The sequence below is a fragment of the Cupriavidus pauculus genome (assembly GCF_008801835.1).
Lineage (GTDB): Bacteria > Pseudomonadota > Gammaproteobacteria > Burkholderiales > Burkholderiaceae > Cupriavidus > Cupriavidus pauculus.
In genome coordinates this window covers 306,914-328,610 of the sequence record NZ_VZOW01000002.1, presented here as the reverse complement: position 1 = coordinate 328,610, position 21,697 = coordinate 306,914, and the positions used below count along the sequence as shown (strand labels likewise).

The window sequence follows — 21,697 nt, the reverse complement described above, 5'->3', positions numbered from 1 at the left end:
GGGGCGGCGCGGCGTGCGTGCCCGGCCGGGGCCCGAAATTCGGACAATCCCGACCAAAAGAACGCCGTTCAAACGGCATCTGCACGCTAAATTGCGCGAACGCGGCGATATTGGACCGATTCTGCCGGCCCATGGGTGGCGTCATCGGCGCCGATTGGGTACCATCATGCGCTGGATTTTAATGGAGAGTGGCAAGAGCCTGCATATGGAATACAAGACTTGGATGTGCCTGATCTGTGGCTGGATTTACGACGAGGCCGCGGGCGCGCCGGAAGACGGCATCGCGCCGGGTACTAAATGGGAAGACGTACCCATCAACTGGACCTGCCCGGAATGCGGTGCGCGCAAGGAAGATTTCGAGATGGTGGCGATCTGAGGCCAGGCGCGTCGCGCTTACGCGACAGTGCGGCCGGCCGCGCCGGAAGCTCCGGATTGACGGCCCCACCACGAGTTGTCACACTCTGCGGCAAAACTGAGCATCGCTGCGGCAAGCGTGCCCGCCGGGCGCCCACAGGGTGTCCATCGCAGGGCGGCAGGCCGCAACAGACGATGTTGCCGCACAAGAATAGTTAGAGCAGTACCGGCAGGCGTGCATCGAAAGCGCGCCGCCAACCGGCCGGGTAGCCGGGTTTTTTGACTGGGAAATGGAAAATCGGGGGCCGCCGGCGCGCCATGCGTGGTGCCGTGCGGAAGTTCTCAAGTGAATGCCGGCGTCTGCGATCTCATGCAGTCAGCAGGCCGCGGGAACAAGATGCGGGTCACTCAAACAGAATCGGACACGTCAGTCGATGGGGTCGGCGCCGGCGGCATTGCCGTTGCCGGCGAAGCATCCGCGGCCAGCCGCGAGGCCGCCGCGAAGGTGCTCGTGATCGACGACTCCAGCACCATCCGCCGCACGGCGGAAATCTTCCTTACGCAGGCGGGCTATCAGGTCATGTTGGCCGAGGACGGCTTCGAGGCGCTGGCCAAGGTTGGCGACCTGCACCCGGACGTCATCTTCTGCGACATCCTCATGCCGCGGCTGGACGGATACCAGACCTGCTCCCTGATCAAGAAAAGCCCGCGCTTCCACGCGATCCCCGTGATCATGCTGTCGTCCCGCGACGGCGTGTTCGACCGGTCGCGCGGCCGGCTCGTCGGCGCTCACAATCATCTGGCCAAGCCGTTCTCCCGCGAAGCCCTGCTGCAGGCCGTCCAGCACTGCCTGGCGGGCTGCGTGCCGGAGGAGGGCGCGGCCGTGGCGGCATGATGCGTGCCGCCCGAAGCATCCAGGAATGAAACAATGACCATCAGCAAAATCCTTATCGTCGACGATTCGCCCACCGAAGCCCTGTTCATGTCCGACCTGCTCGGCAAGAAGGGTTTCAAGGTCTCCGTGGCCGGCAATAGCGAACAGGCCATGGCGCGCCTCGAGGCCGACGCCTTCGACCTGATCCTGATGGATGTGGTGATGCCGGGCCAGAACGGCTACCAGGCCACGCGCGCGATCAAGCGCGACGACCGCTTCAAGGACATCCCGGTGATCATGTGCACCAGCAAGGGCCTGGAAACCGACCGCATCTGGGGCATGCGCCAGGGCGCATCGGATTACATCGTCAAACCGGTGGACAGCGACGAACTGCTGTCGAAGATTGCCGCGCTGGCGCACTGAGCGCGGCAATCGTGGCTGTTCGATGTCCATTGATGACAGCCATGAACCGCGGCGCGGGCTGGCCGATCCGGGCCCGGGTTCGCGTCGTTCCGGCCATGTTCCAGGCTCGATGCGGTCTCGATGCGGCCCGGTCCGATTCGATCTCGCTTCGGCCGCGCCGCGCGCCTGTCTCCGGCTTAATTCCTGGATCTGCTAACCCATCATGAACGCGCCGCGCCAAGACCTCCGAGCCCGCCAGACCCGCCTGCACGATTACCAGGCCATGCTCGCCCGCCGCCTGCGCGAGGCGCGCAACCTGCCGGTGGTCGAGAGCTACCTGGGCGTGCTGGTGGGCCAGCGCAACTGGCTGCTGCCGCTGACGGAAACCGGCGAGGTGCTGGAAATGCGCACGCCGGCCAGCGTGCCGCTGACGCAGCCGTGGTATCGCGGCCTCGTCAACGCGCGCGGCAACCTGCTCGGCGTGATCGATTTCGGCATGTTCTGCGGCGAAGGACCGACGCCAGTACAGCCGGGCAGCAAGATCGTCGTGCTGTCGCGTCATGTGGAACGGGCCTGCGGCATCATCGCCACGCGCGTGGTGGGCCTGCGCCACGCGGCGGATCTTGCGCCGGCGGCGTCGGATGGGGAGTCCGGCGAGTGGCTCGGCGCGCAGTTCGCCGATCGTGAGGGGCGCGACTGGCGGGTGCTGGACATCCAGCGGCTGCTCGATGCGCCGGCATTCCTGCAGGCCGGCCGCAGCGTGGCCTGAGCAGAAAAGCCAACGAAGAACAAACAAAGCACGAACAAAACAGAGGGTTGCCATGGGAATCAAGAAGATCAGCCTCGGTCGCCGCACGGCTGCCGCCGGCGTCGCAGCACAAGCCGCCGCGCCGCGCGCATCGATGTTCGCCAAGGGGGACGCGGGGCAGGGTGGCCTGGGCCGCAGCCCGGTCGAACTGATGACGGGCTGGCTGTCGCGCATGCCGTTTTCGTCCCAGCAGCGGGCGCTGACGGTCGGCGTGGTGGTGTCGCTGCTGGCACTGCTGGCATCGGTCTATCTCGATAACCGGCAGGCTACCAACGGCGCGGCGCAGATCGAAATCGCGGGCGACATGCTGATGCACTCGCAGCGTCTGGGCAAGGCCGTGCCGGTGGCGTTGCTCGGCAACGCGCAGGCATTCACGCAGCTGCGGCAATCGAAGGAACAGCTGACGGCCGACTTGCTGGCGCTGCAGAACGGTAGCGACGAAAAGCATGTGCGCGCCACCACCGGCGCCGCCGAGCCGCTGCTGGAAAAGGCCTTTACCTCGTGGAAGCGATCCGAAAAGAGTGCGGCCGACGTGCTGGCCCAGCAGCCCATCCTGACCACCATCGGCCAGACGCTGCAGATCTTCAACGCCTCGAACCCCGAACTGCTCGAAGCCGCCGAACAGGTGGCCGCGATCAAGCTGCAGGCCGGCGCCAACACGCGTGAAGTGGCGGCATCCGCGCAGTTGGTGATGCTGACGCAGCGGCTGGGCAAGAACCTCAACGAATTCCTTTCCGGCGAAGGCGTGAACCCGGAAACGGCGTTCCTGCTGGGCAAGGACACCAACACCTTCCGCGAAACGCTCGACGGCCTGATGAACGGATCCGAGGCGCTGCGTCTGTCGCCGGCCAACGACGCCGAAACACGCAGCTATCTGCAGCAGTTGTCGCAGCGTTTCGAAGCGGTGCAGAAAACCACGCAGACGATTCTGCAGAATCTGCCAGGTCTGATTGCCGCCAAGCGGGCGCAGCAGCAGATCTTCAACGACAACGAAGCGCTGCGCGGCGAACTGTCGCAACTGCAGTCCGCCTACGCCGAAGGCGCGCGCCTGCGGCCGTGGACGCTGGGCGCGATGGTGCTGTCCGCCATCGCAACGCTGTTGTGCCTGGCCGGGCTGGCCGCGCTGTACCTGCGCGATTCGCGCGTGCGTGCGCTGGAAGCCGAAGCGCGCGAACGCGAAGCCGAAGCGCGCCGTCTCGATGAAAAGCGCAACAACGATGCCACGCAGAAGGCCATTCTGCAGTTGATGAACGAGCTGCAGGACATCGCCGACGGCGACCTGACGCGCCAGGCCACGGTGACCGAGGACATTACCGGCGCCATCGCCGACTCGGTGAACTACACCGTGGAAGAACTGAAGGAACTGGTCGGCCGGGTGCAGCAGACCGCTGGGGAAGTGCAGCACGCATCGGCGCAGGTGCAGGACACCTCGGTGCAACTGGCGGCCACCACGGAAGAGCAGTCGCGTCAGATTCGCCAGACCGGCGAATCGGTGGTGGAGATGGCCGATCGCATCACGCAGGTGTCGCGCGGCGCAGCCGAATCGGCCAACGTGGCGCGCGCGTCGCTGGCGGCGGCGGAGCAGGGCCAGCAGGCCGTGCAGAACGCCATCACCGGCATGAACGGCATTCGCGACCAGATCCAGGAGACCTCGAAGCGGATCAAGCGGCTTGGCGAATCGTCGCAGGAGATCGGTGAAATTGTCGAACTGATCTCGGACATTACCGAACAGACCAACGTGCTGGCGCTGAATGCTGCCATCCAGGCCGCATCCGCAGGCGAAGCGGGGCGCGGCTTCTCGGTGGTGGCCGAGGAAGTGCAGCGCCTGGCCGAACGCTCGGGCGAGGCGACCAAGCAGATTGGTGCGCTGATCCGCACGATTCAGACCGACACGCAGGACGCCGTGCATGCCATGGAGCAGAGCACCCAGGGCGTGGTGGAAGGCGCGCGGCTGTCCGATAACGCAGGCGCTGCGCTGCTGGAAATCGGCCGCGTGTCGCGCCAGCTGGCCGAACTGATCGAGCAGATTTCGCAAACCACGTCGCATGAGGCAAGCCTGGCCACCAACGTGGCGCACCACATCGAAGGCATCCTGCAAGTGACGGCGCAGACCACGGCCGGCACGCGCCAGACTGCACAGTCGGTGCGGCAGCTGACGGCACTGACCGAAGAACTGCGCAACTCGGTATCGCGATTCAAGATCGCCTGACGCCCGCTTCATTTGACGGGCGCACCGGAACTGGTCATGTCCTTGAATTCCACTGTTTTGAGCGACGTGGCCGACCCGGCCGCGCAGCAACCCCAAGCCTCGCCAGAGCCGGCGCCGATGGCCACGACCGCAACCCCTGACATTCCGGCCGCGCCGCAGCGCGATCTTTCCGTATTGGCGTGGCTGGCGCCAAGCCTGCGCGCCGCGCTGGACGACGCCGCGGCCGAACTCGGCCACTATGTCGATGAAATCCGCCAGACGCCCGAGGCGCTGGGCGCGCGCGATACCACGGCGCTGCGCCTGGCGGGCCAGCAGTTGCACCAGGCCGCCGGCGCGGTGCATATCGTCGGCCTGCGCGGCGTGGACGCCTATTGCCAGGGTTTGCGACGTCTGCTCGAAGCGATCGATGCGGGATCGGTAGCCGCCGACGCGCAGGCGCTCGCCGTGTTCCGTGGCGGCGTGCAGGCGCTTGCCGAGTATGTCGACGATCTGATGGCCGGCGACGCCGAAGATCCGCTGCGCCTGTTCCAGCCCTATGCCGACGTGCTGGCGCTGATGAAGGAAGAGCGCGTGCATCCGGCCGACCTGTGGATCGAGGAGCTGCAGATGCTGCCGGGCATCGTGCTGCCTACGCGCTCCACGTCGGCGGTCACGCGCGCACGGCTGCGCTTCGAGGCGGCGCTGCTGAAGGCGTTGCGGCTGCCTACGCCGTGTACCGACGCATCGTTGCTGCGCGAGGCGTGGCTGCCGCTGCAGGCGGCGCTGGACGAAGTGCGCAACCACGAACAGGACGCGCGCCGCACCACCGACAATCCCGATCGCGGCATCTGGCATGCGCTGGCGCTGGTGTTCCGGGCGCTCGCCCAGGGTCTGCTGCCATCCGACCTGCTGGCCAAGCGCTTCGCCGCGCGCGCGCATCTGCTGGTGCGCCAGTACCTGCAGGGACAGGTGCGCGTGCCGCAGGCGCTGCTCAACGATGCGGTCTTCTTTCTGGTCAGCACGGGGCTGACGCCGGACGGCCCCGAGGACACCACGCCGCCAGCGCAGCAGGCCGCGGTGCAGGTGCTGCGTGCCGATATCGCGCGCAGTCTGCGCGCGTTCCGCGTCGATCCCGCGCACATCGTGGCGCGCGCCGACTATCGCAAGCGTTTTTACGGCTGGCTCGATCCGATCGACACGCGCAATCTGCAAAACGCCGCTGCCGCGATCGAACGCGCGGCCGGCGACGACCAGGCGGGATGGGAATTGGCGCTGGCATCGCTGGCCGAGGCCGCCATGCCGCTGGCGCAGCCCGCCTTGCAGCAATGTCTGACCGCCGCCGCGGCGTATGCCGGCCAACGCCCCATGCACGATGCGCTGGGCCGGGGTGGCGTGGCACTGTTCCTTGCCCGCGTGCTGGCGATGCCGTGGCGCGTGCATGGCAAGTCAGGACACGCTTCGGCGGCCGAATTTGCGCAACGCTGCGATGCCCTGGCTGTTTGCCTGGCCGATGCCGATGCGGTGGCGCCAGACTGGCTGTGCGCAATGGTCGATGCCGCCGGCGCCCAGGCGCAGCGCACCGAGGCCGTGGCGCAGGTGCGCGCGCAACTCGATAGCGGCGAATCGTGGCTCGATACTTACGATCGCAACACGGCGCGGGCCGACGCCGCGCACGCGCTGGACGACGCCGCGCAGGCGTTTGACGCGCTGCTGGCCAGCATCGAGCGGATCCACGGCAGCGCGGCGATGCCCGCTGGCATCGAGCCCGATACCGATGCGGCGCTGGCCGCGGTGCGCTCCGTGCTGCAACGCCTGGGCGTTCTGCGCGAGACCGTGGACGATGTGGCGCGCGTCGAGCAACTGTCCGATATCGCGGCAGAACTCGGTGCCGTGCATGCGTTTGCCGATCTGCTGGAATTCGGCCGCAAGCAGCCCAATGCCGCAGACGAAGACCCGCTGGCCGCGCACGCGCCGGGCCCGGCGGGCCTGCCGCAAGGGGCGCTGGCCGCGGCGCGCACTGCCGCGATGGACGCGATCCGGGTGGCCGCCGCGGCGGACTCGCCCGAGATCCAGCGGCTGCGCGCCGCACTGCAGGCCTTGTCCGACCAGGCGGCGATCGACGACGATGCCGCGCTGCGCCGCCAGGTCCGGGAAGCCACCACGCAGTTGCACGCGTGGCTGGCTGGCAGCGATTCCGCCGCAGAGCGCATGGTGGTGGCGCTGGCCGATCCACTATCGGCTGCCGCACCGCCGGCGATTTCTGCTGCTGCGCCGATGCCGGTCGACGCCGCCGCCATCGACGCCGAACTGCTCGAGATCTTTCTGTCCGAGGCGGAAGAAGTGCTCGGCAATATCGCCACCGACATCCGAGCAGGCATCAATGCGCTGCGCGATGCCGATGTCCTGATCCGCGTGCGCCGCGCGTTCCACACGTTGAAAGGCTCGAGCCGCATGGTCGGCCTGAACCGCTACGGCGAAGCCGCGTGGTCCGTCGAGCAGGTGATGAACCTGTGGATCGCCGAAACGCGCGAGCCGCAGCCCGAACTCCTCGCGTTGCTGCAGCAGGCGCACGATCTGTTGCACGAATGGGCGCTGGCGTTGCGCGACGATCCGTCGACGCTGCGCGAGATCGCGCCGCTGGTCGATGCCGCACAGCGCGTGCGCGAGCCCGGCGCGACGTCGTTGTCGGGGTCTGCGGCGCTGCCGCTCGACTCGCTGGACGCCCTGCTGGCCGATGCCGCCGCGTCCGTGGCGGCCGACGCGCCGCAGGCGGCGGACGTCATGGCGGTCGATACGTCTGAAAGCTTTGCCGCGCAAGCGCAGGCCGATATCGCCGACATCGCCCGCACAACTGACGTGGCCGGCTCTGGCGCCGATGCGTTTGCCATCGACGTGCCTCCAAGCGACGCAACGTTGACGCCGCCCGCATCGCAAGCGGCGGATGGCGACGACAGCAACGTGCTGCCGTTCCGCTTTGCCGGCGGCCTGGGCAGCGACGACGACAATTTCAAGGTGATCGGCCCGGTCCGGATCGGGCTGGCGCTCTACAACGTCTACTTGCAGGAGGCGGACGATCTGCTGCGGCAGTTCGCCACCGATCTGTCCGAGTGGAAGCACGAAAACCATCCGTGCCCGAGCGAGCTGGCGCTGCGCGTCGCGCATACGCTGCAGGGCAGCGCGTCGACCGTTGGCCTGGAGCCGGTGCGCGAGATCGCCGAGGCGCTGGAACACTTGCTGTTGCTACTGGGCCGCCATCCGGTGGTCATGCATCCGGGCGATTTCCGCTTGCTGGAGCAGGCTGTCGACCGCCTGCGCGCGATGCTGCACCAGTTTGCCGCCGGCATCTGGCCCGAGGCCGACCGCGCGATCTGCCGCGATCTCAACGATTTCGGCGAGCGCGCGCTGGTGCGACCTCGCGCGGCGGTGCCCGCGGAGCAATCGGCCGGTCAGGAAGGATCGGTGTCGCAATTGTTCGGCCAGCACGCGCCATTGCCCGAGATCGATGCGGACGCCCACGCGTCGCAGGCGGCGCTGCCGCCCGTGAAGCTGACGCCGATCACCTCGCTGCCGCCGGTGTCGGCGTCGACTCTGTCATCGCCCACATCGCCGCTGACGCCAGTGACGGCGCTGCACGACGCCGTGGTGATTCCGATGCCCGCCGCGCGCCACGACACGGTGGCCGTGGCCCATGTGTCGGCCGATTCGCGCGATTCGCTGGATGCGCCCGATACGTTGTCGCAGGAGGACTCGTCCACCGATGTGTCGCAACTCGATGCGGCGCTGGTCGAGATCTTCCTTGAGGAAGCGCAGGGCACGCTGCCCGAACTGGGCAAGATGCTGCGCACGTGGGAAGCCGCGCCCGAAGACGCGCAGCATGGCGGCCTGATCCTGCGCGGCCTGCATACGCTCAAGGGCAGCGCACGCATGGCCGGTGCAATGGCACTGGGGCAGGCGGCGCACGAAATGGAAACGCTGCTGGACGCCAGCGTGCGCGGACAACGTGTGTCGCCCGATCTGTTCGGCAAGCTCTACGCCTGGTACGACCGCATCCTCGCGCATGTCGACGCGCTGCAGAACGGCCGCCTGCTGCCGGTGGACGACGCCGACGTGATCAACGGACTGGTGGCGGGGTCGCCGGCGCCGCAGGAAAACGCGCTGGTGCCGTCGTCGACGCAGCCGGCGGCGCCCGCCGCTCCGCTCGTCGCGGCCCCGGTCGCGCCGATGGCCCTGCCGACCGATGCGGAGCGCCAGCGCGCGCTGGTCCGCGTGCAGGCCCGCACGCTCGATACGCTGATCAACGATGCCGGCGAAGTGGGCGCCACGCGCGCGCGTCTGGACAGCGAACTGGTGGCGCTGCGCAGCTATCTGGGCGAACTGAACGACAACGTCGCGCGCTTGCGCATGCAACTGCGCGAAATCGAGATCCAGGCGGAAACGCAGATGGCGTCGCGGATCGCCGACGCGCAGCAGAATCAGGAATTCGATCCGCTGGAATTCGACCGTTTCACGCGCTTCCAGGAACTGACGCGGATGATGGCCGAGTCGGTCAACGACGTGGCGACCGTAGAGCAGAACCTGCAGCGCGGCTTCGACCGCGCCTCGGGCGACCTGGCCGCGCAGGCGCGGCTGACGCGCGGGCTGCAGCGCGGGCTGATGCAGGCGCGCATGGTGCAGTTCGACGCGCTGGCCGAACGCCTGTACCGCGTGGCGCGCCAGGCCGCCACCGAGACCGGCAAGGAAGTGCGGCTACTGATCAAGGGCGGCACCGTGGAAATCGATCGCTCGGTGCTGGACCGCATGGCCGGCCCGATCGAGCATCTGATCCGCAATGCGGTGGTGCATGGCATCGAGCCGGCTGAGGTGCGCCGCGCGGCCGGCAAGTCGGCCACCGGTGCGTTGACGCTGGAAGTGCAGCAGGAAGGCAACGAAGTCGTGCTGACGTTCTTTGACGACGGCGGTGGACTTGACCTGACCCGTATCCGCCAACGTGCGATCGCCCGCCAGTTGCTGACGGCCGATGAAGACGCCAGCGACGCCCGCCTGACCGAGATGATCTTCGCGCCCGGTTTTTCGACGGCCGACTCGGTGTCCGAACTGGCTGGCCGTGGCGTGGGCATGGATGTGGTGCGATCCGAAACCGTGGCGCTGGGCGGCCGCATCACGTTGTCGACCGAGCCCGGCCGCGGCACGAGCTTTACGGTGCATCTGCCGCTGACCACCGCTATTACGCAGGTGCTGCTGGTATCGCTGGGCGGGCGCCTCTACGCGATGCCAAGCGGCATGATCGATCAGGTTCACCAACTGCGCGAGAAGCCGCTGCTCGATGCGTACAACGCGCGCCGGTTCATGGCCGGCGGCATCGAAGTGCCGTTCTTCTATTTTGGCGCGCTGCTCGAGGAAACCTCGGCGATGGCGTCGGGCCGCAAGTATTCGCCGGTGGTGGTGGTGCGCTCGGGTGCGGAGCGCGTGGCCGTGCACGTCGACGACGTGATCGGCAACCGCGAAGTGGTGGTCAAGCACATCGGCCCGCATCTGGCGCGCCTGGAAGGCATCGCTGGCGCCACGACGCTCGGCGACGGCGAGATCGTGCTGATCTACAACCCGGTGGTGCTGGCGCAGCGCTGGATTCGCGAGCGCGGCGAAGCGGCGCCGGCCATGCCGGCGTTGCCCGCGCCGCAGCAGATGGGCGCCGTGGCGGAGTTCGTGGGCGCCGGCGCGACAATGCCGGTGGCCGGCCTAGTGACGCAGCCGACCGTGATGGTGGTGGACGATTCGCTGACCGTGCGCAAGGCCAGCCAGCGGTTGCTGACACGCGCCGGCTATCAGGTGGTGCTGGCGCGCGATGGCGTGGATGCGCTGCGGCAGCTGCAGGAAGTGATGCCGGACGCGATGCTGGTCGACATCGAGATGCCGAACATGGACGGCTTCGACCTGACCCGCAACGTGCGTGCCGATTCGCGCACCAGCCATATGCCGCTGGTCATGATCACGTCGCGCACCGCCGAAAAACACCGCCGCTATGCGGCCGAGATCGGCGTGAACGTCTATCTGGGCAAGCCATTCAACGAGGACGAATTGCTGCGCACGCTGCAGCAACTGATCGGCGAAAAGGCCGCCATGGCAGCCGGATCGGTCGCGCAGATGCTGGGCGACAGCTGACGAGGCGCGTCACTGGCCGGTACGCCGTGCTGGCGTGATCCGGCTGCAGCGGCGCGGCTCGTTCGTCGATGAAGCCCGCTGCGCGGAAGCGGGCCACGCCGCCGCAGCGGCGGCTGGGTTCGATTCACCGCGCTTCAGTGGCTACCGATCGGCATCTGCGCATTGGTAGCCACGCATCACTCGCCGCGCCTGTTGACCATCCTGGCTGGCACAGACAACGTCAGCGCGGCGCCCACCACCATGCACACGGCCAGCAGATACATGCCGGAATCGGTGCTTTGCGTCAGGTCCTTGAGCCAGCCCACGGCGTAGGGGCTGATGAAGCCCGCGAGGTTGCCCAGCGAATTGATCAGCGCGATGCCGGCGGCCGCACCGGTGCCGGCCAGGAAGGCGGTCGGCAGGCTCCAGAACAGCGGCAGCGTGGTCAGGATCCCGATCGTGGCGAGCGTCAGGGCCACCATGGCCAGCGTGGTGTCGCCATGCCATTGCACCGACAGCACCAGCCCCACCGCACCCGCCAGCGCGGGCAGCGCGATATGCCAACGCCGTTCGCCGCTGCGGTCCGCGCTATACGCCACCAGCACCATGCCGATCACGGCGCAGCCATACGGGATGGCGGTCAGCAGGCCCACATCGAGCGCGCCTTTCACGCCGGTCTGCTTGATGATGGTCGGCAGCCAGAAGCTCACGCCGTACAGCCCCATCACGAAGCTGAAGTAGATCGCGCTCATCAGCCAGACGCGCGGGCTGGACAATACCTGCGCGACGGGCGGATCTTCCTTGTGCTGGTTCTCGGCCGAGATATTGCGCTCGAGCAGCGCTTTCTCTTCCGCGTTCAGCCATTTGGCGTGCGCGATGCGGTCGTCCAGAAACAGCAGCACCCAGATGCCGACCAGGATCGACGGAATCCCTTCGACCAGGAACATCCATTGCCAGCCCGACCAGCCGTTGTGGCCGTCGAAGGATTGCATCAGCCAGCCGGACAGCGGCCCGCCGATCACGCCGGACAGCGCAATGGCGGTCATGAAATACGTGGTGGTGCGACCGCGCCGATTGGCCGGATACCAGTAGGTCAGATACAGGATGATGCCGGGGAAGAAGCCGGCCTCGGCCACGCCCAGCAGAAAGCGCAGCACGTAGAACATGGTCGGCGTGGTGACGAACATCATTGCCGCCGAAATCACGCCCCAGGTGATCATGATCCGCGCAATCCAGATGCGCGCGCCGACCTTGTGCAGGATGACGTTGCTCGGCACCTCGAACAGGAAGTAGCCGATGAAGAAGATGCCCGCGCCCAGGCCGTAGATGGTTTCGCTGAACTTGAGGTCGCTGAGCATCTGCAGCTTGGCGAAGCCCACGTTGACGCGGTCCAGATAGGCCACCACGTAACAGAGCAGCAGGAAAGGCACTAGCCGCCAGCTGACCTTGCGATAGACGGCGTCTTCGAAACTGGCGTCGCGCGCGCCGGTATTGACTGCGGTGGTTGTCATCGGTGTCTCCTCGTTGGGTTTTTGTAGATGTACGACGTTACCGCTGGTGAAAAAACTGGATTCTTTGGCGCGCCGCTCAGACGCAGCGTCCGCCGTCCACCTCGATGCAGGTGCCGGTGATGAACGCCGCTTCGTCCGATGCCAGATACAGGCAGGCGTTGGCCACGTCCTGCGGGGTCGACATGCGGCCCATCGGGATCGTGGCGAGGAACCTGGCGCGATTCTCGGGCGTGTCCGGCATGCCCATGAACTGCTCGAGCAGACCGGTCGCGCCAATGACGGGATTGACGCAATTGACGCGGATGTTGTCGGGACCGAGTTCGGCGGCCATTGCCTTGCTGGCGACGATCACCGCGCCCTTGCTGCCGTTGTACCAGACCAGGCCCGGACGCGGACGGATGCCGGCGGTGGACGCGACATTGACGAAATTGCCGCCGCCGCGCTGGCGAAAATGTCCGATGAAATGGTGGGCCGACCAATAGATACTCTTGACGTTGACGGCGTAGACGCGGTCGAACTCTTCTTCGGTGACTTCGAGGATCGGCTTGTTGCGATGCGTGGTGCCGGCGTTATTGACCACGCAATGCACGTCGCCGAACGCCTTGAGCGTGGCGTCGCGCATCGCCGCCACGTCGTCGCCGCGCGAAACGTCGGCGCGCACCGCGTGCGCCTGGCCGCCCGCATCGCGAATCGCCGCGGCCACGCGCTCGGCGGCTTCGGCGTTGAGGTCGGCCACCATCACGCCAGCCCCCTCGCGCGCGAAGGTCCGCGCAATGCCTTCGCCAAATCCCGAGCCGCCGCCCGTCACAATCGCCACCTTGCCAGCCAGTCTGGTCATTGCCTGTCTCCTGTTTGGGTGAGGCCCGGCGCGGTCTGTGCCGCGCTGCGGGCGGAACATCGATAAAGCGAATTGGGCCGATCAGTGCGAATCAGGCCGAACGGCGCAAATCATTGCATGGCGATTGGGGTGCAAGTCAGTGCGCTCAATGCACTCAATGCGAGAACGGTCCGCGTCCGCGCAGTGCGTTGGCGACCATCATCAGCGCCAGCAAAAACGGCAGCGCCACGTAGAGGCACCAGTGCACGCGGTCGCCCACGGTGTCGCCCCATTTGCGCTTGAACACCTGCAGGCGGGGCATGCCCGATGGATTGGTGGCGCGCTTGTTCTTGACGTGCCAGGCCATCCAGAAAAAGAAGATGGCGAACGCGACCGAAAGGAAATTAATGCTACCCATGTTGAATGGCGATGGTTTTCAGAGTGGTAAATCCGTACAGGGCTTCGAAGCCCTTCTCGCGGCCGTGGCCCGACTGGCCGGTGCCGCCGAATGGCAGCTCGACGCCGCCGCCGGCGCCGTAGTTGTTGATAAAGACCTGGCCCGCGCGCAGTTTGCGCGCCAACCGCATCTGGCGGGCGCCGTCGCGCGTCCAGACGCCGGCCACCAGACCGTAGGCCGTGCCGTTGGCCAGGCGCACGGCCTCGTCTTCGGTATCGAACGGCATGGCGGCCAGCAGCGGGCCAAACACTTCCTCCTGGGCAAGCCGATGGGTGGGCGGCACGTCGCGGAACAGCATCGGCACCTGATAGTAGCCGGACTCCGGCGCGTCGCCGACGATCTGGCCCTGCGCCATGACCGCGATACCGGCGTGCTGCGCGTCGGAGACGAAGTCCCACACGCGCTGCTGCTGCTTGCGGCTGATCAACGGGCCGCATTCGAGGTCGAGCGCCGAAGGCCCCACGCGGAGCGATTCGAACACGCCCGACAGACGGTCGAGCAGCGTTTCGTACACGGGGCGCTCCACCAGCAGACGGCTGCCGGCCGAACACGTCTGGCCCGCATTCTGCACGATGCCGTTGACCACCACCGGCAGCAGCGCATCGAGATCGGCATCGGCAAACACCACCTGCGGCGACTTGCCGCCCAGTTCCAGCGTCACCGGAACATGGTTTTCGGCGGCAAGCTGCGCGACCAGCTTGCCGGTTTCGGGCGACCCTGTGAATGAAATATGGTTGATGCCGGGATGTCGTGCCAGCGCGGCGCCGGCCTCATGGCCGTAGCCGGTGACGATATTCAGCGCGCCTTCGGGCAGCCCCGCCTCGGCGGCCAGTTCGGCCACGCGCAGGATCGACAGGCAGGCGTCCTCGGCGGGCTTCACCACGCAGGCGTTGCCGGTGGCCAGCGCCGCGCCGACGCTGCGGCCGAAGATCTGCAGCGGGTAGTTCCACGGCACGATGTGGGCGGTGACTCCGTGCGGCTCGCGCACGGTCAGCACGGTGTAGCCGGTGCGATAGGGAATCGTCTGGCCGTGCAGCTTGTCGGCGGCGCCGGCGTAGAACTCGAAATAGCGCGCCACGGCGCGGGCATCGGCACGGGCCTGGCGCAAAGGCTTGCCGGTGTCGCGCGCTTCCAGTTCGGCCAGTTCGTCCTCATGCTCGATCAGCTTGAGTGCCACGCGATTAAGCAGGCGCACGCGATCGGCCGGGTCCATCGCACCCCATTCGCCTTCCAAGGCCTGGCGAGCGGCGTGCACGGCGACGCTGACGTCGGTGGCGTTGCCGCGCGCGATCTCGGCAAACGGCTCGCCGCTGGACGGGTCGAACACCTTGATGCGCAGGCCGGAATCGGGCGCAATCAGACGGTTGGCGACGAAATGCTGGGCATGCATACGTGTCTCCGGGCTCCGCAATGGAGCAGATGCTGAAAATCGGGAATGTCGCATTATGGCGCAGCGTGACCGGTGCGCAAGACATCGGTCCGGGCGCACATCCGCGGCCGGTGCCGACGCGGTGTGCCGCAGGCGTCGCGGCCAATGCAGTGGCGTGGCGCGCTGTCAGCCTGTGGTCAGGACCAACCCGCTATAATGCCGGCCATCCCATTCCACAGGTATTCGGAGAACTCGCATGAGCTTCAACCTCGTCTCGCCGGGCAAGGACCTTCCCAACGATTTCAACGTCATCATCGAGATTTCGGCCCAGAGCGATCCGGTGAAGTACGAAGCCGACAAGGAAACCGGCCTGCTGTTCGTCGACCGCTTTATCGGCACGGGCATGCGTTACCCGGCCAACTACGGCTTTATCCCGCAAACGCTGTCGGGCGACGGCGACCCGGTGGACGTGCTGGTTCTCACGCCGTTCCCGATCCTGGCTGGCGCTGTGGTGCGTTGCCGTGCACTGGGCATGCTGAAGATGACCGACGAGTCGGGCGTCGATGCCAAGCTGGTGGCTGTGCCGGTCGACAAGCTGTCGCCTGCCACCGCACACATCAAGGGCCTGTCGGACGTGCCGCAAAACCTGCTCGACCAGATCAAGCATTTCTTTGAGAACTACAAGGCACTCGAAGCGGGTAAGTGGGTCAAGGTTGAAGGCTGGGCCGGCATCGAGGAAGCCCACAAGGAAATCACCGACGGCGTGGCCAACTTCAAGAAGTAAGCGGACGCGGCACCGGTGCAAGAAACCCGCCTTTCGTGGCGGGTTTTTTTATGGTTGGTATGGCGGTGTGCCGGCGGCAACGTGTTCAATTGCGTGGCTGCATGGGACCCAAAATGTCCTGGAATTTTTCCTTCGGCAGCAGCCTTTGCACTGCTGGAATCAGATTGACGGTCGCCAGCGAGGCCGGCGGGCGGTAGTGGCCGCTGCCATTGGTCCAACTGACAAGGCGGCCACGATCGAATTGGATGGAGCCGGCGTACAGGACCGGGGCGCGCATCGAAAGCGATGTGTGTCCTTCCACTTCGAACTCGATCTGGCTTGGCAGCCCGCCCTGCAGCCCGCAGTACACCCGGCCCGGATCATCCCGCAGGATCACGAAAGTGTAAAAGGCGTGCAGCGGCGGCACGCGGCGGCGCCCATGTGCCGTCGGGATCAGATAGTACTGATCCTCGCTATGCCGCTGGAGCTGAAAGATCTGCCATTGTTCTGCGGGATCCTGGAGGCTGCGACACTTCAGGGGAAGCGGCACCATTCGCATGCGCGCGGTATAGAGTTGCTCCAGCTCGTCAAGCTGGTGGGCGGTAAGCATGTGAGTTTCCTCGGCTCGCAAGTGGCGAAACGTAAAGTGTCCGCGCGGAATCCGCGATGCGATTTGCCTGTCATCAACGATGCGGCTGGTGGTGGTCGTTCAGGTGGGCGGGCCGGGTCAGAATAGCGGGCTGACGAAAGCCGGCACCGTGTTGCTCGGCCCCTTTAAGCCCATCCTCGAGGACGCAATTGCTTATGACTCCCACAAATGCACAAGCCGGCGGTGCCGGCGATGCCCGTGCCGGCTTCGCCCGATACAACGGTCTGGCCATCGTTCTGCATTGGGCGATATTCCTGCTGGTGGCCGCTGCGTATGCCGCGATCGAACTCAAGGGATTCGCCGCCAAGGGCACGCCGGCGCGTGCGCTGGCAATGAGCGTTCACGAATGGACTGGCGCGCTGGTATTGGCGCTGGCCGTACCGCGTCTGCTGTGGCGGCTGGTGCGCGGCGCGCCTGCGGCAGAACCCGGCGCGCGCTGGATGCAGCTGGCCGGCGATGCGATGCACTGGGTGCTCTACCTGTTTATCGTCGCGCAACCGATCCTTGGCATCGTCACGCTCAACGCGGGTGGGCATCTGCTGGAATGGGGCGGCCTGACCATGCCGGCCATGGTGGCGCCGGACGCGCATCTGAAGGACATCGCCAAGGATCTCCACGAATCGATTGGCACCGCGTTCTACACAGTGATCGGGCTGCATGCGATGGCTGCGCTGTTCCATCACTACATGCTGGGCGACAACACGCTGCGCCGGATGTGGCGGGGCAAGTAACTCAGTGTGCCTGCCGTGCGAACGGATTGCGCTCGTTGAGTTCGTCCAGATAGGCGTCGATGCCCTGGCGTTCGCGTTCGAGAAATCGTTCGACGGCATCCGCGAATGACGGATGCGCAAGCCAGCAGGAGTTCACGCGCCATCTTGTGCTCGCCGTGCGCACCGCCTTCGAAAGTGCGGATGCCCTCGACGATGCAGAACTCGATCGGCTGGCAGTACGCGGTTTCGAAATGCAGGCATGGGTGATGTTCGAGCGCGTCCCAGTACCGGCATTTTGTGGCGGGGTTTTTATGGGATGGAATGGCGGCGTTCTGGCGTCGTCGTGCGGAGTCGTAGTTCTTGCATTGGCGAAAAAAAGTCCTGGAATTTTTCCTTAGGAAGCAGCCTTTGCACTGCCGGAATCAAATTGACGGAGGCCAGCGAGGCCGGCGGGCGGTAGTGGCCGCTGCCATTGCTCCAGCTGACAAGGCGGCCCAACTCGAATTGGAGTGTGCCGGCGTACAGGACCGGGGCACGCATCGAAAGCGATGTATGTCCTTCCACTACGAATCCGATATAGCTGTCCAGCTCGTCCACCAGCCCGCAATACACCCGGCCCGGATCATCCTGCAGGATCACGAACACGTAACAGGCGTGCAGCGGCGGCACGCGGGCGCGGGCATGCGCGGTCGAGATCAGGTAATACTGATCTTCGCTATGCCGCTCGAGCTGGAATATCTGAAATTGATCGGCGGGATCCTGGGGATTGGGCCCCCTCACGTGGAGCGGCACCATGCGCAGGCGCGCGGCACAGAGTTGCTCCAGCTTGTCAAACTGGTGAGCGGTAAGCATGTGTGTTTCCTTGGCTCGCAAGTGGCAAAACGTAGAGTGTCCGCGCGGAATCCGCGATGCGATTTGCCTCTCATCAACAAGGCGGCAGGTGTGGGTCTTTGAGGCATCGTTGCGCTCGATGCGGGCGGGCATCTGCTGGAATGGGCGGCCGGACGATGCCGGCGACGGTGGTGGCGGACGTGCAACTGAAGGGCATCGCCAAGGATCTCCATGAATCCATCGGCACCGCGTTTTACACCGTGATCGGGCTGCATGCGATGGCCGCACTGTTCCATCACTACATGCTGGGCGACAACACGCTGCGCCGGATGTGGCGCAGCAGGTAGATCAGTCTGACTGCCGCGCGAACGGGTTGCGTTCGTTGAGTTCGTCCAGATAGGCGTCGATGCCCTGGCGCTCGCGTTCGAGAAATCGTTCGACGGCATCGGCGAACGACGGATGCGCAAGCCAGTGCGCCGAGCGCGTGGCCACAGGCAAAAATCCACGCGCCATCTTGTGCTCACCCTGGGCACCACCTTCGAAGGTGCGGATGCCCTCGGCGATGCAGAACTCGAGCGGCTGGTAGTACGCGGTTTCGAAATGCAGGCACGGGTGGTGTTCGATCGCGCCCCAGTAGCGGCCGTAAAGTGTGCTGACCGGCGGCGAGGCATCGTAGACCAGCAGGGAACTGGCGATGTCGCGGCCCTCGCGCTGGGCGATCACCAGAAGCAGGTTCTCGGGCATGGCCGCGCCAATGCGCCTAAAGAAGTCGAGATTCAGATACGGCGACGAATGATGCTCGCGATAAGTCTGCCGATAACAGCGGTTGAAGAATTTCCACGCATCGTCGTCGATCTCCGCGCCACGCAACTGGCGGAAGGTTATGCCGGCTTCGGCAACGCGGCGCCGCTCGGCGCGGATGTTCTTGCGCTTTTTCTGCGATAGCGTGGCCAGGAAGGCGTCGAAATTTTCGTAGCCGGCATTGGTCCAGTGAAACTGCACGCCATGCCGCATCAGCATGCCGGCTTCGTCCATCAGGTCTGCCTCGTGATCGGACGGAAACAGGATATGCAGCGACGAAAGCTGGCTTTCTTCGGCTAGCGCCAGCGCAAAACGCAACAACACCCGTCGCGCCAATTCGTCCTGGGCCAGCAGCCTTGCGCCGCGCACCGGCGTGAACGGAATCGCGGACAGCCACTTGGGGTAGTACGCGATGCCATGCTGGCGATAGGCGTCCGCCCATGCCCAGTCGAACACGTATTCACCGTAGGAGTGGGACTTGGCGTAGAGCGGCATCGCACCGGCCAGCCGGTCGCGACCCGGGCCGTGGCCGTCCTGCGCCCACAGCGTCAGAAAACGGGGCGACCAGCCGGTGTCGTCCGTGGCGCTGCCGCTCGCGTGCATTGCGTGCAAGAAGGCATGACGCAGGAACGGCGTGGGCTCGGCCTGCGCGGCAAGCAAGGCGTCCCACTCGGCGGCATCGATTTCGGCAAGGTCCAGCACGATGTCCGTGCGGTAGTTGGGGCGCGATTCATTCATGAAGACGGATGAAGACAGGATTTTCACGGCCGGCTGCTGGCCGAGTCTACCGGAAACAATGTTGCGATGCAGGGCAGCGCCACCTCGGTGGCGAGTGCGTCGTAAAATGCGGAAATCCGCCGCCCGATCCCGCGGGCAGACTCAGGGCCAGATATGACGCACCCGTTCTTCAATCTTTATTCCCATGGATTTGCGCGCGTGGCCGTCGGCGTGCCGGAGTGCCGCGTGGCAGATCCCGCCTTCAACGCCGAGCAGACCATCGCGCTGGCCCGGCAAGCCGCCGCTGGCGGCGCGGCGCTTGTGGCGTTCCCTGAACTCGGCCTGTCCGCCTACACCTGCGACGATCTCTTTCACCAGCGCGCGCTGCTGCGCGAATGCGAGTTGGCGCTGCAGTCGATCGTCGAAGCATCCGCCGGCATCCGCGCCGCGCTGATCGTCGGCATGCCCGTGCTGGTCGATCACCAGTTGTTCAACTGCGCCGTGGTGGTGGCAAACGGTACCGTGCAGGGCGTGGTGCCGAAAAGCTACCTGCCGAACTACTGGGAATTCTATGAGGCGCGCCAGTTCAGCGCGGCCGACAACGCGGTGGTCGATACCATCTCGCTGCTCGGTGCCGACGTGCCGTTCGGTGCGAACCTGCTGTTCGACATCGAAAACATCCCGTTCTTCCGCTTTCATGCGGAGATCTGCGAAGACGTGTGGGTGCCGGTGCCGCCGTCGTCGTTCGCGGCGCTGGCCGGCGCCACGGTGCTGGTGAATCTGTCGGCATCGAATATCGTGATCGGCAAATCGGGGTATCGGCATCAGCTGGTGTCGCAGCAGTCTGCGCGCTGCCTCGCGGCCTACCTCTACACGTCGGCCGGCAAGGGCGAATCATCGACCGATCTGGCCTGGGACGGTCAGGCATTGATCTACGAGAACGGTGAACTGCTGGGCGAATCGGAGCGTTTTGCCGATACTTCGCACCTGTTGTTCGCCGATGTCGATCTCGAGCGGTTGTCGCGCGAGCGCATGCACCAGACCACGTTCGGGCACTCGGTGCGTCGGCATCGCGACGAAGTCGAGCGATTCGACGTGGTGGCGTTCCGTGTCGATGTGCCGACCGGGCAGACGCTGCCGCTGCAACGCAAGGTCGAGCGCTTTCCGTATGTGCCGGCCGACCCGCGTCGCCGCGACGAGCGCTGCATGGAGGTCTACAACATCCAGGTGCAGGCGCTCGTGCAGCGGCTGTCGTCGAGCCGGATCTCGAAGGTGGTGATCGGCGTGTCTGGCGGGCTCGATTCCACGCATGCGTTGCTGGTCTGCGCCAAGGCGATGGACCGTCTTGGCTTGCCGCGCGCCAACATCCTGGCCTACACCATGCCCGGCTTCGCCACCAGCGATCGCACGCTCAAGCAGGCGCGCGAACTGATGACGCTGGTTGGCTGCACCGCGCGCGAGATCGATATCCGGCCGAGCTGCATGGCCATGCTGAAGGACCTCGACCATCCCTACGCGCACGGCGAGCCGGTGTTCGATGTCACGTTCGAAAACGTCCAGGCGGGCGAGCGCACCAACCACCTGTTCCGGCTGGCCAACCACAACGGTGCGATCGTGATCGGCACCGGCGATCTCAGCGAACTGGCGCTGGGCTGGTGCACCTATGGCGTCGGCGATCACATGTCGCATTACAACGTTAACGCGAGCGTGCCCAAGACACTGATCAGCCACCTTGTGCGCTGGGTGGCAGAAACGGGGCAGGTGGCGCAGGGCGGACAGGATGTGCTGCTGGCAGTGCTCGATACCGACATCAGCCCCGAACTGGTGCCAAGCGGCGCGGCCGGAAACGGGCAGGACAAGGCGCCCGAGCAGAAGACCGAGCAGATTATCGGGCCGTACGAGTTGCAGGATTTCAACCTCTACTACACGCTGCGCTACGGCTACACGCCGTCCAAGGTCGCCTTCCTGGCGCTGCATGCGTGGGGCGATGCGGCGCGCGGTGTGTGGCCCAACGGGCCGCATGTGGCGCGCAACAGCTACCAGCTGCCGGAAATCAAACGCGTCCTCGGCATCTTCGTGGACCGCTTCTTCCGCACCAGCCAGTTCAAGCGTTCCTGCATCCCGAACGCCCCGAAAGTGGGCTCGGGCGGGTCGTTGTCGCCGCGCGGCGACTGGCGCGCGCCCAGCGATGGGGAATCGGCGGCGTGGATGCGCGATCTGGCCCGGATTCCGGACTGATCGGGCCCCGACGACGCGCTATGTGGCGCTGGTCGCAATCCCGATGTGGTGTTTCGGGCTAGAATCTGTC

At 65.8% G+C, this 21,697-nt stretch carries 17 protein-coding genes and 1 pseudogene; 10 read left to right on the top strand and 8 right to left on the bottom strand.

Features of this window, described 5'->3' with window-relative positions; translation table 11 throughout:
* The first annotated feature begins 205 nt into the window (after positions 1-205).
* The 6 genes from F7R19_RS04215 to F7R19_RS04190 all read left to right on the top strand — a co-directional run bounded on the left by F7R19_RS04215 (position 206) and on the right by F7R19_RS04190 (position 10,785).
* Positions 206-376: a rubredoxin gene (locus F7R19_RS04215; protein ID WP_008644874.1), complete on the top strand. Its 171-nt coding sequence runs from the start codon at positions 206-208 to the stop codon at positions 374-376.
* 375 nt (positions 377-751) lie between these two features.
* Entirely contained in the window at positions 752-1,249 is a 498-nt protein-coding gene (locus F7R19_RS04210) for a response regulator (protein ID WP_150979497.1), read from the top strand.
* A 33-nt stretch (positions 1,250-1,282) separates the two neighbouring features.
* Complete coding sequence (locus F7R19_RS04205; protein ID WP_061958986.1) at positions 1,283-1,651, top strand: response regulator; 369 nt, start codon at positions 1,283-1,285, stop codon at positions 1,649-1,651.
* 202 nt (positions 1,652-1,853) lie between these two features.
* The gene (locus F7R19_RS04200; RefSeq protein WP_061958987.1) at positions 1,854-2,399 is read left to right on the top strand and encodes a chemotaxis protein CheW; all 546 of its coding nucleotides are present in this window, start codon (positions 1,854-1,856) and stop codon (positions 2,397-2,399) included.
* Positions 2,400-2,451: 52 nt separating this feature from the next.
* The gene (locus F7R19_RS04195) at positions 2,452-4,647 is read left to right on the top strand and encodes a methyl-accepting chemotaxis protein (RefSeq protein WP_150979455.1); all 2,196 of its coding nucleotides are present in this window, start codon (positions 2,452-2,454) and stop codon (positions 4,645-4,647) included.
* Positions 4,648-4,683: 36 nt separating this feature from the next.
* Entirely contained in the window at positions 4,684-10,785 is a 6,102-nt protein-coding gene (locus F7R19_RS04190) for a hybrid sensor histidine kinase/response regulator (protein ID WP_150979454.1), read from the top strand.
* Between the two features lie 176 nt (positions 10,786-10,961).
* Here F7R19_RS04190 and F7R19_RS04185 read toward each other — a convergent pair whose 3' ends face one another.
* The 4 genes from F7R19_RS04185 to F7R19_RS04170 form a co-directional block, all read right to left on the bottom strand.
* Positions 10,962-12,275 (bottom strand): MFS transporter, encoded by a 1,314-nt coding sequence (locus F7R19_RS04185; RefSeq protein WP_061957539.1) that lies wholly within the window; start codon positions 12,273-12,275, stop codon positions 10,962-10,964.
* 76 nt (positions 12,276-12,351) lie between these two features.
* A complete protein-coding gene (locus F7R19_RS04180) occupies positions 12,352-13,113 on the bottom strand; it encodes an SDR family oxidoreductase (protein ID WP_061957540.1) in 762 nt (253 codons plus the stop codon).
* Positions 13,114-13,267: 154 nt separating this feature from the next.
* Complete coding sequence (locus tag F7R19_RS04175) at positions 13,268-13,510, bottom strand: hypothetical protein (RefSeq protein ID WP_061957541.1); 243 nt, start codon at positions 13,508-13,510, stop codon at positions 13,268-13,270.
* Entirely contained in the window at positions 13,503-14,939 is a 1,437-nt protein-coding gene (locus F7R19_RS04170) for an aldehyde dehydrogenase family protein (protein ID WP_061957542.1), read from the bottom strand. Before F7R19_RS04170 ends, F7R19_RS04175 begins: the two co-directional genes overlap by 8 nt.
* A 235-nt stretch (positions 14,940-15,174) precedes the next feature.
* On the opposite strand from F7R19_RS04170, the gene ppa reads away from it, so the two are divergent.
* Entirely contained in the window at positions 15,175-15,702 is a 528-nt protein-coding gene (ppa, locus tag F7R19_RS04165; RefSeq protein WP_150979453.1) for an inorganic diphosphatase, read from the top strand.
* An 85-nt stretch (positions 15,703-15,787) separates the two neighbouring features.
* Here ppa and F7R19_RS04160 read toward each other — a convergent pair whose 3' ends face one another.
* Positions 15,788-16,291, bottom strand: coding sequence for a hypothetical protein (locus F7R19_RS04160; protein ID WP_150979452.1), 504 nt, complete (start codon positions 16,289-16,291; stop codon positions 15,788-15,790).
* A gap of 194 nt (positions 16,292-16,485) precedes the next feature.
* On the opposite strand from F7R19_RS04160, the gene F7R19_RS04155 reads away from it, so the two are divergent.
* A complete protein-coding gene (locus F7R19_RS04155; RefSeq protein ID WP_150979451.1) occupies positions 16,486-17,061 on the top strand; it encodes a cytochrome b in 576 nt (191 codons plus the stop codon).
* 1 nt (position 17,062) lies between these two features.
* Here F7R19_RS04155 and F7R19_RS04150 read toward each other — a convergent pair.
* A pseudogene (locus F7R19_RS04150) lies at positions 17,063-17,330 on the bottom strand (peptidogalycan biosysnthesis protein); the annotation flags it as partial.
* Positions 17,331-17,349: 19 nt separating this feature from the next.
* Complete coding sequence (locus F7R19_RS04145) at positions 17,350-17,892, bottom strand: hypothetical protein (RefSeq protein WP_150979450.1); 543 nt, start codon at positions 17,890-17,892, stop codon at positions 17,350-17,352.
* A 140-nt stretch (positions 17,893-18,032) separates the two neighbouring features.
* Here F7R19_RS04145 and F7R19_RS04140 point away from each other — a divergent pair, with 140 nt between their 5' ends.
* A complete protein-coding gene (locus F7R19_RS04140) occupies positions 18,033-18,218 on the top strand; it encodes a cytochrome b (protein WP_407648720.1) in 186 nt (61 codons plus the stop codon).
* A gap of 1 nt (position 18,219) precedes the next feature.
* Here the strand turns inward: F7R19_RS04140 and F7R19_RS04135 are convergent, their stop codons facing one another.
* A complete protein-coding gene (locus F7R19_RS04135; RefSeq protein WP_084004039.1) occupies positions 18,220-19,410 on the bottom strand; it encodes a GNAT family N-acetyltransferase in 1,191 nt (396 codons plus the stop codon).
* Positions 19,411-19,563: 153 nt separating this feature from the next.
* Between F7R19_RS04135 and F7R19_RS04130 the strand changes: the two genes are divergently transcribed.
* Positions 19,564-21,627, top strand: a complete 2,064-nt coding sequence (locus F7R19_RS04130) for an NAD(+) synthase (protein WP_150979449.1) — start codon at positions 19,564-19,566, stop codon at positions 21,625-21,627.
* Positions 21,628-21,697: the final 70 nt, after the last annotated feature.

What these genes read in the sequence shown, in the direction of transcription:
- F7R19_RS04195 (WP_150979455.1), top strand. Translation starts at nt 2,452, where the DNA reads ATGGGAATCAAGAAGATCAGCCTCGGTCGCCGCACGGCTGCCGCCGGC.
- F7R19_RS04180 (WP_061957540.1), bottom strand. Translation starts at nt 13,113, where the DNA reads ATGACCAGACTGGCTGGCAAGGTGGCGATTGTGACGGGCGGCGGCTCG.
- F7R19_RS04155 (WP_150979451.1), top strand. Translation starts at nt 16,486, where the DNA reads ATGACTCCCACAAATGCACAAGCCGGCGGTGCCGGCGATGCCCGTGCC.
- F7R19_RS04130 (WP_150979449.1), top strand. Translation starts at nt 19,564, where the DNA reads ATGACGCACCCGTTCTTCAATCTTTATTCCCATGGATTTGCGCGCGTG.
- F7R19_RS04135 (WP_084004039.1), bottom strand. Translation starts at nt 19,410, where the DNA reads ATGAATGAATCGCGCCCCAACTACCGCACGGACATCGTGCTGGACCTT.
- F7R19_RS04140 (WP_407648720.1), top strand. Translation starts at nt 18,033, where the DNA reads ATGGGCGGCCGGACGATGCCGGCGACGGTGGTGGCGGACGTGCAACTG.
- F7R19_RS04175 (WP_061957541.1), bottom strand. Translation starts at nt 13,510, where the DNA reads ATGGGTAGCATTAATTTCCTTTCGGTCGCGTTCGCCATCTTCTTTTTC.
- ppa (WP_150979453.1), top strand. Translation starts at nt 15,175, where the DNA reads ATGAGCTTCAACCTCGTCTCGCCGGGCAAGGACCTTCCCAACGATTTC.
- F7R19_RS04200 (WP_061958987.1), top strand. Translation starts at nt 1,854, where the DNA reads ATGAACGCGCCGCGCCAAGACCTCCGAGCCCGCCAGACCCGCCTGCAC.
- F7R19_RS04190 (WP_150979454.1), top strand. Translation starts at nt 4,684, where the DNA reads ATGTCCTTGAATTCCACTGTTTTGAGCGACGTGGCCGACCCGGCCGCG.
- F7R19_RS04205 (WP_061958986.1), top strand. Translation starts at nt 1,283, where the DNA reads ATGACCATCAGCAAAATCCTTATCGTCGACGATTCGCCCACCGAAGCC.
- F7R19_RS04210 (WP_150979497.1), top strand. Translation starts at nt 752, where the DNA reads ATGCGGGTCACTCAAACAGAATCGGACACGTCAGTCGATGGGGTCGGC.
- F7R19_RS04215 (WP_008644874.1), top strand. Translation starts at nt 206, where the DNA reads ATGGAATACAAGACTTGGATGTGCCTGATCTGTGGCTGGATTTACGAC.
- F7R19_RS04170 (WP_061957542.1), bottom strand. Translation starts at nt 14,939, where the DNA reads ATGCATGCCCAGCATTTCGTCGCCAACCGTCTGATTGCGCCCGATTCC.
- F7R19_RS04185 (WP_061957539.1), bottom strand. Translation starts at nt 12,275, where the DNA reads ATGACAACCACCGCAGTCAATACCGGCGCGCGCGACGCCAGTTTCGAA.
- F7R19_RS04160 (WP_150979452.1), bottom strand. Translation starts at nt 16,291, where the DNA reads ATGCTTACCGCCCACCAGCTTGACGAGCTGGAGCAACTCTATACCGCG.
- F7R19_RS04145 (WP_150979450.1), bottom strand. Translation starts at nt 17,892, where the DNA reads ATGCTTACCGCTCACCAGTTTGACAAGCTGGAGCAACTCTGTGCCGCG.